Source organism: Leifsonia sp. NPDC058248 (assembly GCF_042881905.1).
Lineage (GTDB): Bacteria > Actinomycetota > Actinomycetes > Actinomycetales > Microbacteriaceae > Leifsonia.
In genome coordinates this window covers 175,864-189,639 of the sequence record NZ_JBHVXB010000009.1, presented here as the reverse complement: position 1 = coordinate 189,639, position 13,776 = coordinate 175,864, and the positions used below count along the sequence as shown (strand labels likewise).

12 protein-coding genes and 1 tRNA gene are annotated in these 13,776 nt (G+C 68.3%); 9 read left to right on the top strand and 4 right to left on the bottom strand.

Translation table 11 applies throughout. The features are described 5' to 3' along the window. Nucleotides 1–142: 142 nt before the first annotated feature. Nucleotides 143–2,128: an MDR family MFS transporter gene (locus ACFVV5_RS15720; protein WP_387245953.1), complete on the bottom strand. Its 1,986-nt coding sequence runs from the start codon at nt 2,126–2,128 to the stop codon at nt 143–145. Between the two features lie 366 nt (nt 2,129–2,494). Between ACFVV5_RS15720 and ACFVV5_RS15715 the strand changes: the two genes are divergently transcribed. Then, entirely contained in the window at nt 2,495–3,328 is an 834-nt protein-coding gene (locus ACFVV5_RS15715; protein ID WP_387245951.1) for an amidase domain-containing protein, read from the top strand. A gap of 58 nt (nt 3,329–3,386) precedes the next feature. Continuing rightward, nucleotides 3,387–4,307 (top strand): D-alanyl-D-alanine carboxypeptidase family protein, encoded by a 921-nt coding sequence (locus ACFVV5_RS15710; protein ID WP_387245949.1) that lies wholly within the window; start codon nt 3,387–3,389, stop codon nt 4,305–4,307. Between the two features lie 77 nt (nt 4,308–4,384). On the opposite strand, the gene pgm is transcribed toward ACFVV5_RS15710, so the two are convergent. After that, entirely contained in the window at nt 4,385–6,007 is a 1,623-nt protein-coding gene (pgm, locus tag ACFVV5_RS15705; RefSeq protein WP_387245947.1) for a phosphoglucomutase (alpha-D-glucose-1,6-bisphosphate-dependent), read from the bottom strand. Between the two features lie 98 nt (nt 6,008–6,105). On the opposite strand from pgm, the gene pheA reads away from it, so the two are divergent. The 3 genes from pheA to ACFVV5_RS15690 are packed head-to-tail and all read left to right on the top strand — an operon-like array spanning nt 6,106 to nt 8,205. Next, entirely contained in the window at nt 6,106–7,086 is a 981-nt protein-coding gene (pheA, locus tag ACFVV5_RS15700) for a prephenate dehydratase (protein WP_387245945.1), read from the top strand. A 27-nt stretch (nt 7,087–7,113) separates the two neighbouring features. Next, nucleotides 7,114–7,893: a hypothetical protein gene (locus tag ACFVV5_RS15695; protein ID WP_387245943.1), complete on the top strand. Its 780-nt coding sequence runs from the start codon at nt 7,114–7,116 to the stop codon at nt 7,891–7,893. Continuing rightward, a complete protein-coding gene (locus tag ACFVV5_RS15690; protein ID WP_387245941.1) occupies nt 7,894–8,205 on the top strand; it encodes a hypothetical protein in 312 nt (103 codons plus the stop codon). Here the strand turns inward: ACFVV5_RS15690 and ACFVV5_RS15685 are convergent. After that, a complete protein-coding gene (locus ACFVV5_RS15685) occupies nt 8,183–9,175 on the bottom strand; it encodes a diacylglycerol/lipid kinase family protein (RefSeq protein WP_387245939.1) in 993 nt (330 codons plus the stop codon). The genes ACFVV5_RS15690 and ACFVV5_RS15685 overlap by 23 nt on opposite strands. 67 nt (nt 9,176–9,242) lie before the next feature. Between ACFVV5_RS15685 and serS the strand changes: the two genes are divergently transcribed. From serS to ACFVV5_RS15665, 4 genes are all read left to right on the top strand, one after another. Further along, entirely contained in the window at nt 9,243–10,508 is a 1,266-nt protein-coding gene (serS, locus tag ACFVV5_RS15680; RefSeq protein ID WP_387245937.1) for a serine--tRNA ligase, read from the top strand. Further along, entirely contained in the window at nt 10,505–11,308 is an 804-nt protein-coding gene (locus ACFVV5_RS15675) for an HAD family hydrolase (RefSeq protein ID WP_387245935.1), read from the top strand. Before serS ends, ACFVV5_RS15675 begins: the two co-directional genes overlap by 4 nt. Before the next feature lie 165 nt (nt 11,309–11,473). Continuing rightward, complete coding sequence (locus ACFVV5_RS15670; protein ID WP_387245933.1) at nt 11,474–12,790, top strand: LCP family protein; 1,317 nt, start codon at nt 11,474–11,476, stop codon at nt 12,788–12,790. 51 nt (nt 12,791–12,841) lie between these two features. After that, nucleotides 12,842–12,926: transfer RNA gene (locus ACFVV5_RS15665), tRNA-Ser, on the top strand. Nucleotides 12,927–13,129: 203 nt separating this feature from the next. Here ACFVV5_RS15665 and ACFVV5_RS15660 read toward each other — a convergent pair. After that, entirely contained in the window at nt 13,130–13,708 is a 579-nt protein-coding gene (locus tag ACFVV5_RS15660; RefSeq protein WP_387245931.1) for a TetR/AcrR family transcriptional regulator, read from the bottom strand. Between the last annotated feature and the right edge of the window lie 68 nt (nt 13,709–13,776).

The following is a 13,776-nucleotide window of genomic DNA, read 5'->3' as shown; positions in this document are numbered from 1 at the left end:
CGACCCAGCAACTCAGGACTCGACGATGCGGCTTCGAGGGTGGGCGCAGTGCGGAGCGCGGCGCGCGGCGGAGCGCGGCGCGGCGCGGCGCGGCGACGGCCGCCGACCCGGGGGTCGACGGCCGTCGTGCGGCGTTCGCGCGTCAGTCGGTCGCGGGGGCGGCCGTCGGACGCTGGGCGCGCAGCGACGCGGTGTCGGCGCCCGGCTCGATCAGCGCGCCGAAGTCGTCGGCGGCCCGGTGGGCGAGGATGCCTGTGTCGAGTTCGGCTTCGTCCTCGTCCGCGGCGGCGCCGAGCACGGCCGCGACGCGCTCGCGGGTCGACTTGGCGTCGGCCTCGGCGTCATCCGCGGCCTCCTGCAGTGCCGACTTGGCACGCAGCGGCGGCGTCTTGAAGAACAGGGCGAGAACGAAGGCGATGAGCACGACGATCAGCGCGACCCAGTAGACCGTAACCGCTGAGGCACTGAACCCCTGCAGGAACGGCTTCGCCAGGCGCGGATCGGCACTGTTCAAGAACGACGTGTCGTCGAGAGCGCCGCCACCTGCGGTGCCTGCCGAGGCGGCACTACCGGACGGGTTCGCCTTGATCTGCGCGATGACGTTGTCGACGACGCCGGCACGTGCCTGGTCGTTGGACAGGTCGATCCCGGCCGGCAGGGCCGCCTTGATCTGGGTGACCTGCTTGTCGTAGGCCAGCGCCATGATCTGCTTGTTCTCCGGCGCGTTGGCCACAGCGGGGTCGAGTGCCGCGTTGAGCGCAGCGGACAGGGTCGCGTCGTCCTTGAATGCCGCGGTCAGATTCGTCGGGAACAGCGTGAACAGCAGTGACAGAAGCACGGCCGTGCCCAGCGTTCCACCGATCTGGCGGAAGAAGGTGGACGCGCTCGTCGCGACGCCCATGTCCTTCAGGCCGACCGAGTTCTGGCTGGCGATGGTGAGCGTCTGCATCAGCTGGCCGAGTCCGAGGCCGATCAGCAGCATGGCTCCGGCGATGAACCAGTACCCCGTGTCGTACTTGAGGAACGTCAGGTAGAAGAACCCGCCGGCGAGAAAGAGCGTGCCCAGGATCGGGAACATGCGGTATCGGCCCGTTCGCGCGATGATCTGGCCGCTCGCGATCGAGGAGACCATCAGGCCGAGGATCATCGGCAGCAACTGCAGGCCGCTCTCCGTGGGCGTGGACCCGAGCACGAGCTGCAGGTACAGCGGCAGGGTCAGCATCGCTCCGAACATCCCGAAGCCCACGAAGACGCCGATGATCGTCGCCATCGAGAAGGTCGGGGAGCGGAAGAGCTTGAGCGGGATCAGCGCGTCGTCCTTCATGGCCATCTCGATGAAGATGAAGGCCAGGATGCCGACCGCACCGATCACGTAGCAGGCGATGGCTCCCGCGCTGCCCCAGCCCCAGTCGCGACCCTCTTCGGCGACGAGGAGCAGTGGGACGAGTGCCACGACGACCGCCGTCGCACCCCACCAGTCGATGCGCACCGAGTTGGGTGTCCGCTTGGGAAGGTGCAGGAACCGCAGCACCACGAGCAGTGCGACGATGCCGATCGGCACGTTGATGAGGAACACCCAGCGCCAGCCGGCGATGCCGAGGATCTCGCTCGCACCGGCGAAGAGGCCGCCGACGAGCGGTCCGATCAGGCTCGAGATGCCGAAGACGGCGAGGAAGTAGCCCTGGTATTTGGCTCGCTCGCGTGGCGCGAGCATGTCGCCCATGATCGCGAGCGGCATGGACATCAGGCCACCGGCGCCGAGGCCCTGGATGGCGCGAAACACCGCGAGCTCGATCATCGAGGTCGAGAACGTGGCCAGGATCGACCCGATCACGAAGATGACGATCGCGAAGATGAACAGTGGCCGCCGGCCGAAGATGTCGGAGAGCTTGCCGTAGATCGGCGTGCTGATCGTCGAGACGATCAGGTAGGCGGTCGTGACCCAGGCTTGCTGGCTGAGCCCGTGCAGGTCGTCGCCGATGGTGCGGATCGCGGTTCCGACGACGGTCTGATCGAGGGCGGAAAGGAACATGCCGGCCATGAGGCCGAAGATGACGAACAGGATCTGCCGATGCGACATGATCGCGTTCGTCGGTGCGGCCGGGGCCGGAGTTGCTGGGCTTGACATGAGTCTCCGAGTCGAGAGTCTGAAAATGGGGACGCCCGGGCCACGGGCGACACACCGGTGTGGGCACAAAAGAAATTTGCGGAGAGTGCAAAGTTACACCTTATGTGACCATTTCAGCAATGTGAACTATCTGCGGCGGCGCGAGCGTTCGCCAACGGCGAACGCCGACTTCACCCGCGATTTCATGCGGACGAATGAACCGGTGCACGCCACGCTGCCCCCCGCACAGGTGACACAAAGGAGGCGGGAGTACCGTGAGTGAGGAGCAGAATCCGAACTCCGCACTCGAACTCCGAAGGTCTTATGCGCTTCTCTACCCGCTCCTCCACATCCCGCCGTCTCCTCGGCATTGCCGGATTCGCTGCGGTGACGTCTCTCGTCCTCACCGGATGTGCGGGGGAGCCCTCGCCTGTCACCAAGGCTGTCGCTCAGGTCACCCACGACACCACCACCTCGATCTCGGCCGTGCAGCCCGCCACAGGAAGCGTCTCCGGAGCGAGCACCGTGACCATCTCGGGCAAGAACCTGGGCGATGTGAAGACCGTGCAGATCGGGGGCCAGCCGGCCACGGTGACGAAGGCGTCCGACTCGTCGGTCGTCGCGGTCGTCCCCGCCGCCCCGAACTTCAAGGCGGGCGCGGTCGACGTGTCGCTCACTGCGGCGGGCGGCAAAGCGGTGGCCACGAGTGACAACGCGTACTCCTACACGGTGGCCACGCCGGTCGACCGTCAGCTCAGCTACGCGATGACCCACTGGAAGACGTACAACTCGGCCGAGTACGGCGATCTCAACTCGGTGGGCGGCGACTGCGCCAACTTCGTGAGCCAGACCCTGATCGCCCGCGGCTGGACCCAGAACGGCGATTGGTACAACCGCAACGCTGCCGCCGACTGGAGCCCGGCCTGGGGTTACGTGCCGTCGATGGACACGTACTTCCGCGATCATCCGGAGCTGGGCCTCACCGAGTATCCGCTCGACCAGCGGGCGAAGATCCGGGTCGGCGACATCGTGATGTTCGACTGGAACGACAACGACTCGCTCGACCACGTGCAGATCGTCTCGGCGGTGCAGAACGTGAACGGCAAGATCCAGATCAAGATGGCCGGCCACAACGAGGACAGCGACTACCGCGACCTCGACCAGACGATCACGGTCGACCACCCGGGCGCCGTCGGGCATTTCTGGAGCTTCCAGGAGTAGCGCACGTCTTCTCGCGAGGCTCAGCGTCCGTCCATCCGGCGCCAGCTATGCTCGACCCGTGAAACACGGGGTGGGCCGCGAGGGGCGGCAACGGATGCGCGGTCGCGCGATTCGACGCGGCGCGCTGTTCGCAGGCGCTCTCGTCCTGGCTGTCGCACTGGTCGCGTGCACCTCCGCGTCCGCGCCGTTCGGGAACTCGATGCGCCAGCCCACGGGCCGGCCCTCGACGGGTCCGAAGCCCACGCCCGGACCCACACCTAAGCCGACGCCCACGACGACCTCGCCTCCGGCATCCACCGCGCCTCCGACGACACCGAATCCGTCATCGCGCCCGACGCCCTCCAAGAGCCCGGCACCGACCGCGCCGGGCTTCGACAACGCGGCCCAGTCGATCGCGGACCCGGCCAGCAGCTGGGTCGTGGTCAACAAGACCCGTTCGCTCGGTCCGGTGACGTTCGTCCCTCCGGACCTCGTGTACCCCGACGTGACCTACGTGAACCGGCAGCCGATGCGACGACAGGTGGCCGACGCTCTCGTCGCGCTGTTCGCAGCGGGCAAGTCGGAGGCCGGCCTCGACTTCTCCGTGCAGAGCGCCTACCGCTCGTACGATTCGCAGGTACGCGTCTACAACGACGACGTCGCACGCAACGGCCGGGCCTACGCCGACACGGACACGGCGCGCCCCGGCCACAGCGAGCACCAGACCGGGCTCGCCGTCGACATCAGCGCCGTGCCGGCGCAGTGCTCGCTCGACGCGTGCTTCGCGCACGCCCGGCAGGGCGTCTGGCTCGCGGCCAACGCCTACCGGTTCGGGTTCCTGCTGCGCTACCCGGCGGACAAGGTCGCGGTGACGGGGTTCACCTTCGAGCCGTGGCACTTCCGGTTCATCGGAGCCCCGCTCGCCGCGCGACTGCACGCCAGCGGGGTGAGCACCCTCGAGGAGTACTTCGGCGTGCCAGGCGGCACCGTCTACCGCTGATCGCCACGGCCGCTGATCGGCACGGCCGCGCGACGCGCCCCGCCGCGCTGGGGCGGCCGCCTGCCGGCCGCCCCCGATCAGGCGCCGGCGAGAGCCTCGCCCACGATCCGCTTGGCCTCCTCCTGCACCTGCCGCAGGTCGTCCGCGCCGACGAACGACTCGGCGTAGATCTTGTAAACGTTCTCCGTGCCGCTCGGGCGCGCGGCGAACCAGGCGGTGGCGGTCTCGACCTTGACGCCACCGAGCGCCGCGTCGTTGCCGGGAGCCCGGCTCAGCTTGGCCGTGATCGTCACGCCCGCGAGTTCGGTGGCGGCGATCGCGTCGCCGTCGAGCTTTCCGAGGGCCGCCTTCTCAGCCGGGCTGGCCGGTGCGTCGACCCGCTCGTAGACCGGGTCGCCGAACTTCTCGGTGAGCTCTGCGTAGAGCTGCGAGGGGGTCTTGCCGGTGACGGCGAGGATCTCGCTTGCGAGCAGAGCGAGCAGGATGCCGTCTTTGTCGGTGGTCCAGACCGAGCCGTCGAACCGCAGGAAGCTGGCACCGGCGCTCTCCTCGCCGCCGAAGCCGACCGAGCCGTCGATGAGGCCGGGGACGAACCACTTGAAGCCCACCGGGACCTCCCAGAGCCGGCGCCCCAGCGACTCCGCCACCCGGTCGATGATCGACGATGAGACGAGCGTCTTGCCCACCGCCGCGTCTTTCTGCCAGCCGGTGCGGGTGCGGTACAGGTAGTCGATGGCGACCGCCAGGTAGTGGTTGGGGTTCATCAGCCCGCCGTCGGGCGTCACGATGCCGTGGCGGTCGGCGTCGGCGTCGTTGCCGGTGAGGATGTCGTACTCGTCTTTGTGCGCGAGCACCGACGCCATGGCCGACGGGCTCGACGGGTCCATGCGGATCTTGCCGTCCCAGTCGAGCGTCATGAAGCTCCAGGTCGGGTCGACCGTGGGGTTCACGACCGTCAGGTCGAGGTCGTAGCGCTCGGCGATCGCGGCCCAGTAATGAACGCTCGCACCGCCGAGGGGGTCGGCGCCGATACGGATACCGCTCTGCTTGATCGCCTTGACGTCGATGATGTTCTCGAGGTCGTCGACGTAGCGCCCGCGGAAGTCGTACGTCTCGACGGCGCTCGGCTCGCTCATCCGGACGCCCCTCAGCTCATCGGCGATGAGCTCGTTGGCCCGGTTCGCGATCCAGCTGGTGGCGTCGGTGTCTGCCGGTCCGCCGTGCGGCGGGTTGTACTTGAAGCCGCCGTCGGAGGGCGGGTTGTGGCTGGGGGTGACGACGATGCCGTCGGCCTGGTCGGGGTGGTCCGCGCGGTTGTAGGCGATGATCGCGTGCGAGACGGCCGGTGTCGGCACCCAGTCGTCGAACTCGTCGACCATCACGCGCACCTCGTTGCCGACCAGCACGGCCAGCGCGGTCGTCATCGCGAACTCGCTCAGCGCGTGCGTGTCTGCGCCGATGAAGAGGGGGCCGTCGATGCCCTGGGACGCGCGGTACTCCACGATCGCCTGCGTGGTGGCGGCGATGTGGTTCTCGTTGAAGGCGGTGTTGAGCGAGCTGCCGCGATGCCCCGAGGTGCCGAACACCACCCTCTGCTCCGGGATGCTCACATCGGGCTTGAGGTCGTAGTACGCGCGCCGCAGCGCGTCGACATCGACGAGATCGGAGGCCTGTGCGGGTGTTCCAGCTCGTTCGTTCATGGCCCCATCCTTCCACTCGCGCCCGATCGCGCCAGAGGGGCGGCGCAAGGTTGTGGATAACTTTTTCGGTCGCTCACCCGCATGGCTAAGCTGACGCCATGCCCGAACGAACCGAGCCCACCGCCGACCTGCCTGCCGCCGTCGACGAGGTCTACAGCTTCCTCGGCCCGTCGGGAACCTTCACCGAGGCGGCCCTCGCACAGGTCCCCGAGGCCGCGGGAAAGCACTGGCGCTCGGTCAACAACGTGGGGGAGGCGCTCGCCGACGTCGTCTCCGGGCGCAGCGTCGCGGCGATGATCGCGATCGAGAACTCGATCGAGGGCGGCGTCTCGGTCGCTCAGGATGCTCTCGCCACCGTGCCCGGGCTGCGGATCGTGGGCGAGTACCTCGTGCCGGTCAACTTCGTGCTCGTCGCACGGCCGGGAACGACGCTCGCCGACGTGCGTGTGATCAACGCGCATCCGGTGGCGTACGCGCAGTGCCATCTCTGGCTCGACGCGCACCTGCCCGAGCACGGGCACTTGCCCGCGTCGAGCAACGTGGCCGCCGCCTCCTCGCTGTTCCAGGGCAGCACGGCGGATGCCGCGATCGCGCCGCCGGGGATCGTCGACCACCACGACGTGGTCGTGCTCGCCGAGAACATCGGCGACAACCCGCACGCCGTCACGCGGTTCGTGCTGGTGAGCCGCGAACGCACCGTGCCGGCACCGACAGGCGCCGACAAGACCAGCCTCGTCGCCGAGCTCCCCGACGACCGCCCCGGCAGCCTGCTCGACCTGCTCGAGCAGTTCTCCACCCGCGGCGTCAACCTGAGCCTCATCGAGTCCCGTCCCATCGGCGACGCTCTCGGCCGGTACCGGTTCGTGATCGACGCCGACGGCCACATCCACGACGAGAGGGTGGCGGATGCTCTGCTCGGTCTCCGCCGGTTCAGCCCGGCCGTCATCTTCCTCGGTTCGTACCCCAGAGCCGACAAGGTCCGCGTCGAGTTCGACTCCCGCTACCGCGACGAAGTGTTCACCGAGGCGCGCGAATGGCTGGCGTCTCTCACCGGCGCCGACGGCGTCCCTCAGGGGTAGGCTGCGAGCCAGGAGCGAGGAGGCGCGATGATCCTGGACGAGTCGGGACGCGACGCGGGGGACGCCGGCGGCGACCCGCGCGCCGAAGCGTCCCGCCGCGACGCCGGTGCGGGCCAGGCCGACGCCGACTTCGACCCGCGCTACGACCCGGCGTTCCAGCGCGGCTATGAGCCGCGACCGGGCGAGCGCCCGCGCACGCAGTTGCGGTCGGCCGCCCCCGCCCGCGAACAGTCGCCGTTCCGCCGCCCGTCGAACGCCCCGGCACCGGATGCCGAGGGCGCGTCCACCGCGTATCGCCGCGCATCCGCCGAGTCGCCTGTGCGGCCCGCGCCGGAGCCCGAAGAGCTGATCGGCGATGCCGGCGTCCCCGACGAACTGCGTGAGGCCGACCCGCGATTCGTCCCCGATCCTCTGACCGTGGAGCTCGAGGCGTATCGTGCCGACGGCATCGCGGGAGCATCCGGTCTCTCGGGCACCGCGACGCGAGGGTCCTTCCTCGACGACATCGACGTCTCGCCGCGCCGCAACCCGTACTTCCTGGCACTGTGGCTGATCGGCGGCGGCTTCGTGGTGCTCGGCATCGTGCTCTACGTCGTCTCCGTCTTCACCTCCTACACAGCCAGCCCCACCGCCTCGCAAGACGCGACCTCTCTCGTGTTCAGCCAGGTCGGCTGGATGCTCGCCGGCCCGCTCATCACCGTCGGTCTGGCCACGATCGTCGCCCTTGTGCTGCTCTCGGCCCTGAAGTCCCGCCGTCGCGCTCCGGCCCGGGATGCTCCGCTCAGCGACGCCGCCCGGGAGGAGTGAATGCGCTGGACGTACCGGGTGCTGGTGATCCTCGCCATCGGCCTCGGAGCGGTCGCCGCCCTCTGCATCGCCGCGCCCGCGCTGGTGCCGTCCACCTACAGCCAGAGCGACCTGATGCGGCCGGAGATCCTCGTCGCGGGGGTCGCCGAGCTCGCGCGGGTGCCGGCTACGTCGCTCGCGCTGATCGCCGCCATCGGCGCCGTGTTCGTGCGAGCAGTCACCTGGAGGCCGTCGCCGAGCCGGGCGGGCCGGCTCGGTCGACTCGGCATCCGCGACCGGCCCGGCCGCCTCAGCCGACGGCGGGAACTCTGACCCTCAGCCCGCCCCGATCCACCGTGAAGTCGACCGCGGAGATCTCGCCGAGCGCGTCCCCGTCGAGCTCGAACGGCTCCGGGTCGCCGACGGTGAGCCGCACCGACTCGCCGCGGAGGTAGCTGAGCTCGGTGCGCACGGCACGATCGGTGATCCGGATGATCCGCTGGCCGAGCGAGGTCTTGCGCAGGATGCGGTTCTCCCAGGTGACCTTGCGCCAGATCATCAGCCAGCCGAAGATCGACTTCGGCTGCAGCACGGCGATGTCGAGCATCCCGTCGTCGATGAGCGCGTCGGGGATCAGCTCGATGTTCCCGGGCAGGCTGCCGCAGTTGGCGACCAGGATGGTGCTGACGTGGGCGGTGCGCCGTTCGCCGCCGTCGAGGGTGTAGCCGACCCGCACCTTCTTCGAGGTGGGCAGTGCGCGGAAGCCGGCATCCACGTAGGCGAGCCAGCCCAGCCGGCGCTTGAGCCTCGGCCGGGTGTTCGCGATCATCGCGGCGTCGATGCCGAGACCGGCCATCACGAGGAACGCGTGCTCGCGGGTCGCCCCCTCGACGTCGGTGATCGTGGCGACACCGAGGTCGATCGAGCGGGTGTCGCCTCCGAACGCGATGGCGCAGGCCTGCTCGAGGCTGGTGTGGGTGATGCCGAGGTTGCGGGCGAGGAGGTTGCCGGTGCCGGAGGGGAGGAGGGCCAGCACGGCATCCTGGTCGCGCAGCCCTTCGGCGACAGCGCGCACGGTGCCGTCGCCCCCCGCCGCGAGGACGAGCGTCGCACCGGCGTGGAGCGCCTGCCTGGTCTGGCCCTGGCCCTGGTCTTCGACGCTGGTGCGGAGCCAGAGCAGATCGATCTCGCCGGCGCGCGCGGCAGCATCCTGCACCGCCGTTCTGACGCGGTCGACGTCCACCTTGATCGGGTTGTAGACCACGGCGACGACGGCCCGGGAAGCGCTCTCGCGATCGGTCACGTGATCACGCTACTCGTTCGCTGTGGATAACTCAGATCGACGGATGCACGCTCGATAAGCTGATCCCGTGATCGATCCAGTTCTGCTCCGTGAAAACCCTGACCTCATCAAGCGTTCGCAGGAGGCCAGGGGCGACTCCGTCGACGTCGTCGACGAGGCGCTGCAGGCCGACCGGGAGCGTCGCGCCACGATCACCGCCTTCGAGGAGCTGCGCGCCGAGCAGAACGCCTTCGGCAAGAAGGTCGCCGCCGCGCCGAAGGAGGAGAAGAAGGAGCTCGTCGCGCAGGCGCAGAGCCTGGCGGCCCGCGTCAAAGAGGCGCAGCACGCCGCCAACGCGGCAGAGGTGCGGTTCGACGAGGTGCTCCGGCGCGTCGGCAACCCGATCATCGACGGCGTCCCGGCCGGTGGCGAAGACGACTTCATCACGCTCAAGACCGTGGGAGACAAGCCCACGTTCGACTTCGAGCCGCGCGACCACCTCGAGATCGGCGAGCGGCTCGGCGCCATCGACATGGCACGCGGGGCCAAGGTGTCCGGTGCGCGCTTCTACTATCTCAAGGGCGTCGGGGCGCGCCTCGAGATCGCCCTGATGAACATGGCGCTCGACCGTGCGCTGGCCGCCGGGTTCATCCCGCTCATCACCCCGACCCTGGTCAAGCCCGAGATCATGCAGGGCACCGGGTTCCTCGGCGAGCACTCCGACGAGGTCTACTACCTCCCGGCCGACGACCTCTATCTCACCGGAACGAGCGAGGTCGCGCTGGCCGGCTACCACGCCGACGAGATCCTCGAGGTGGACCAGCCCCTCCGCTACGCCGGCTGGTCGACCTGCTACCGCCGTGAGGCCGGGTCGGGCGGCAAGGACACCCGGGGGATCATCCGGGTCCACCAGTTCAACAAGCTCGAGATGTTCGTCTACACCCTGCCCGAGGAGGCTGAGGCGGAGCACGCCCGGCTGCTGTCGTACCAGGAGGACATGCTGCAGGCGCTCGGGCTCAGCTACCGCGTGATCGACGTCGCCGCCGGAGACCTCGGATCGAGCGCCGCCCGCAAGTACGACGTCGAGGCCTGGGTGCCCACGCAAGACGCCTACCGCGAGCTCACCTCCACCTCCAACTGCACCACCTTCCAGGCGCGTCGCCTCGACATCCGCTACCGCACCGAGAGCGGCAAGACCAGCCCGGTCGCCACCCTCAACGGAACCCTTGCGACCACGCGCTGGCTGGTCGCCATCCTCGAGACCCACCAGCGCGCCGACGGGTCGGTGCTGGTGCCGGAGGCGCTGCGTCCCTACCTGGGCGGCCTCGAGGTGCTGGAGCCGATCACACAGTGACCGCCGACGACCGCCTGCTGATCGCGCTCGACGTCGACGGCACGCTCATCCACGAGGACGAGACGATCGGCCACGCCGTGCTTGAGGCGGTGAACCGGGTGCGCGACGCCGGTCACGAAGTGATGCTCGCGACTGGTCGCAGCTGGGAGACTGCGCGTCCCATCCACGAGCGGTTCGGGCTCACCAGCGAATACGTCGTCTGCGCCAACGGAGCCCTCACGATGAGACGCGACGACACCGCCGAGGGCGGTTACCGCCGCGAGTTCGTCGAGGTGTTCGACCCGACCGAGGTTCTCGAGACCATCCGGCCCTTCCTGCCGAGCGGCAGCTTCATGGTCGAAGACGCCACAGGGTTCCGCCGCTACACCGAGGGCATGACCGACTGGGAGCTGGTGAACGCCGTGCAGGTCCCGTTCGAGGAGCTGTCCGCGCATCCGGCGACCCGTGTCGTCGTCGTCTCGCCGCAGCACGACGAGGAGCAGTTCCTCTCGATCGTCGAGCGCATGGGGCTGCACAAGGTCAGCTACGCCATCGGCTGGACAGCCTGGCTCGACATCGCGCCCGACGGAGTGAACAAGGCCACCGCGATGGAGCGCGTGCGAGAGCACCTCGGCATCCCGCGCAGCAACGTGGTGGCGGTCGGCGACGGCCGCAACGACATCGATTTCCTCGTGTGGGCCGCGGGGGAAGGCAAGGGCATCGCGATGGGCCAGGCTCCGGATGAGGTCAAAGCGGTCGCCAACGCCGTCACCGATCCCGTGGTCGAGGACGGGCTCGCAAAGGTGCTCTCCTCCCTCTGATCTACCGCGGCCTGGAGGGCCCGTGACCAGGGCTTCTTGCGCGTCCGCCCAGAAGTTTGCCAGGGTGATCTGCGAAGCTGAAGGTCCGCCATCATCGATGTGCGCCGAACTCCGACCCCCACTGACTCGCCTCCGGCGACAGGAGCGTGCCACGAAAGGGAGTGAATGAACGAGATGCCCACGCGCGCTTCCCTGCGCGCACAAGAGAAATCGGCCGGTCCGAGCATCGCTCGACACGGCCGCCTCAAGCGGCACCACCCTCTCCGTTTCATCCTCAAGATCATCGCGGCCGTCATCGGCGTCGCTCTGGTGAGCAGTGTCTCGCTGACCGCGTACGCCGTGCTGAACGTGGCCTCGAGCGTCAAGCCGGCAGTGAAGCTGGTCGACGCCAAAGGCAACCCGATCCCGCAGGTCGGCGCCATCTCCGGCGGCTTCAACGTGCTCCTCGCCGGCAGCGACAGCGGCGGCGGCAACGCCGCCTACGGCTCCCGCGGCGAAGTGCTCAACGACGTGACGATGCTGCTGCACGTCTCCGCCGACCACAAGAACGCGACCGTCGTGAGCTTCCCCCGCGACATGTTCGTGCCCATCCCGTCCTGCCCGAGTGAAGACGGCAAGGGCAGCTACGACGCGATGAGCGCCCAGAAGATCAACACGAGCCTCACCTACGGCGGCCTCGCGTGCACAGTGCTGACGGTAGAGCAGCTCACCGGCCTGACCATCCCGTACGCCGGCGTCATCGAGTTCGACGGCGTCATCGAGATGTCGAACGCGGTCGGCGGCGTGCCCGTCTGTGTGGCCGGCGACATCCAGGACCCGTACACCGGACTCGACGTGAAGGCGGGCCAGAACACTCTGCAGGGCTCGCAGGCGCTCGCGTTCCTCCGCACGCGTCACGGCGTCGGCGACGGCTCGGACCTCGGCCGCATCAGCAACCAGCAGGTGTTCCTCTCCTCGCTGGTTCGCACGATCAAGAGCTCGGACACGCTGTCGAACCCGGTCAAGATCTTCGGACTGGCCAAGGCCGCGGTCAAGAACATCAAGCTCTCCGAGAGTCTCAGCAACATGACCACGATCGCGTCGATGGCGGCCGCGCTGCGCAACATCGACCTCAACAAGGTCGTCTTCGTGCAGTACCCGAACCACTACGTCGACGGCGGCGTCGCCCCCACGACGGATGCGGCGGACACCCTCATGAACGCGCTGAAGGCCGACCAGCCGGTCGCCCTGACCGGTGACACGGGTGTCGGCTCGGAGGCTGCGCCGGCTACGCCGGCCACCCCCGCGACGCCGGCTCCGGCTACTCAGGCTCCGGCGACTCAAGCGCCGACGGATGCGGGGACTGCGACATCGACTCCGGCACCCGATTCCGGCTCGGGCTCGGGCACAGGGACCGGCTCGGGAACCTCGGTGGACCTGCCGTCGGATGTGCACGGCCAGACGGCCGGTCAGGTCACCTGCTCCAAGCCGTACAGCGGATAGCGCCGCGCGTCGTCCGTTAGAATCGGGCGACGCCGGTCAACGCCGGCGCCGGGAGGGCTGTCCGAGCGGCCGATGGAGCCAGTCTTGAAAACTGGTGGGCAGAAATGTCTCGTGGGTTCGAATCCCACGCCCTCCGCACTGTAAAAATCCAGATCAGAAGCTATTTATGAGGATTGAATTTTGATCTGTTCGTCGTGGTTTGACAACACTGAACCAGGCGACCAGCGTTTCACTGTCCGGGTCGACACCGCGGCCGACGACTTGGCGGTCGAGCGTTGAGCGCCACGTGGAGCTCAGGTTCGCCGGAATCGTGGTCCACGCACGAACTCCACGTCTTCGCTAAAGCGACGCCCCTTCGTAGACGCCGGTCAGGGCGTGCCAGAGGTAGTCGAGGTGTGCCGGGATGTCGATGGACTGGTCGTGCATCCATTGGATCTGCAGGCCGTCCCATGCCGCGAAGATGATGGCGGCTGCTTTTGCGGGGTCGACCGCCGGGTCGATCTTTCCTTCTTCCTGCTCGTGGCGAATCGCGTCGGCGATTCCGCCGCGCGCCCGCTCGTAGCGCTCACGAGTGAACTCATGCCCCACGTGACTGGGTCCCGATGATTCGACCATCACGCGGGTGTAGAGCTCGATGAGACCCGGAACGGATTCGTTGTCGCGAGCGAGACGCGAGGGCGTGAATGATCCTTCTGCGAATCGCTCTGTGCGTGCGTCGCGTTCGCGGAGGATCTCCACGAACAATTGGTCCTTCGTGCCGAAGTAGTGGATGAGTCCCGGCTGGCTCAGGCCGACCGCCTTCGCCAGCTGCGGGATCGTCATCTTGTCGTAGCCTTCTGAGCCGATGAGCTGGAGGGCCGTCTCAATGATTTCCGCGCGCTTGGCGACGCCTTTGGCGTACTGGGCAGGTCTGGTCACACCAACAGGCTATAACGTTTTGAAATTAAACCCATAGTGCCGTATGGTTTTGCCCGCCGACTGTTCAG

Bases quoted from the DNA above. Each gene is read 5' to 3' on its own strand.
- ACFVV5_RS15670 (WP_387245933.1), top strand. From the start codon at position 11,474: ATGAACGAGATGCCCACGCGCGCTTCCCTGCGCGCACAAGAGAAATCG.
- pheA (WP_387245945.1), top strand. From the start codon at position 6,106: ATGCCCGAACGAACCGAGCCCACCGCCGACCTGCCTGCCGCCGTCGAC.
- ACFVV5_RS15720 (WP_387245953.1), bottom strand. From the start codon at position 2,128: ATGTCAAGCCCAGCAACTCCGGCCCCGGCCGCACCGACGAACGCGATC.
- ACFVV5_RS15695 (WP_387245943.1), top strand. From the start codon at position 7,114: ATGATCCTGGACGAGTCGGGACGCGACGCGGGGGACGCCGGCGGCGAC.
- ACFVV5_RS15690 (WP_387245941.1), top strand. From the start codon at position 7,894: ATGCGCTGGACGTACCGGGTGCTGGTGATCCTCGCCATCGGCCTCGGA.
- pgm (WP_387245947.1), bottom strand. From the start codon at position 6,007: ATGAACGAACGAGCTGGAACACCCGCACAGGCCTCCGATCTCGTCGAT.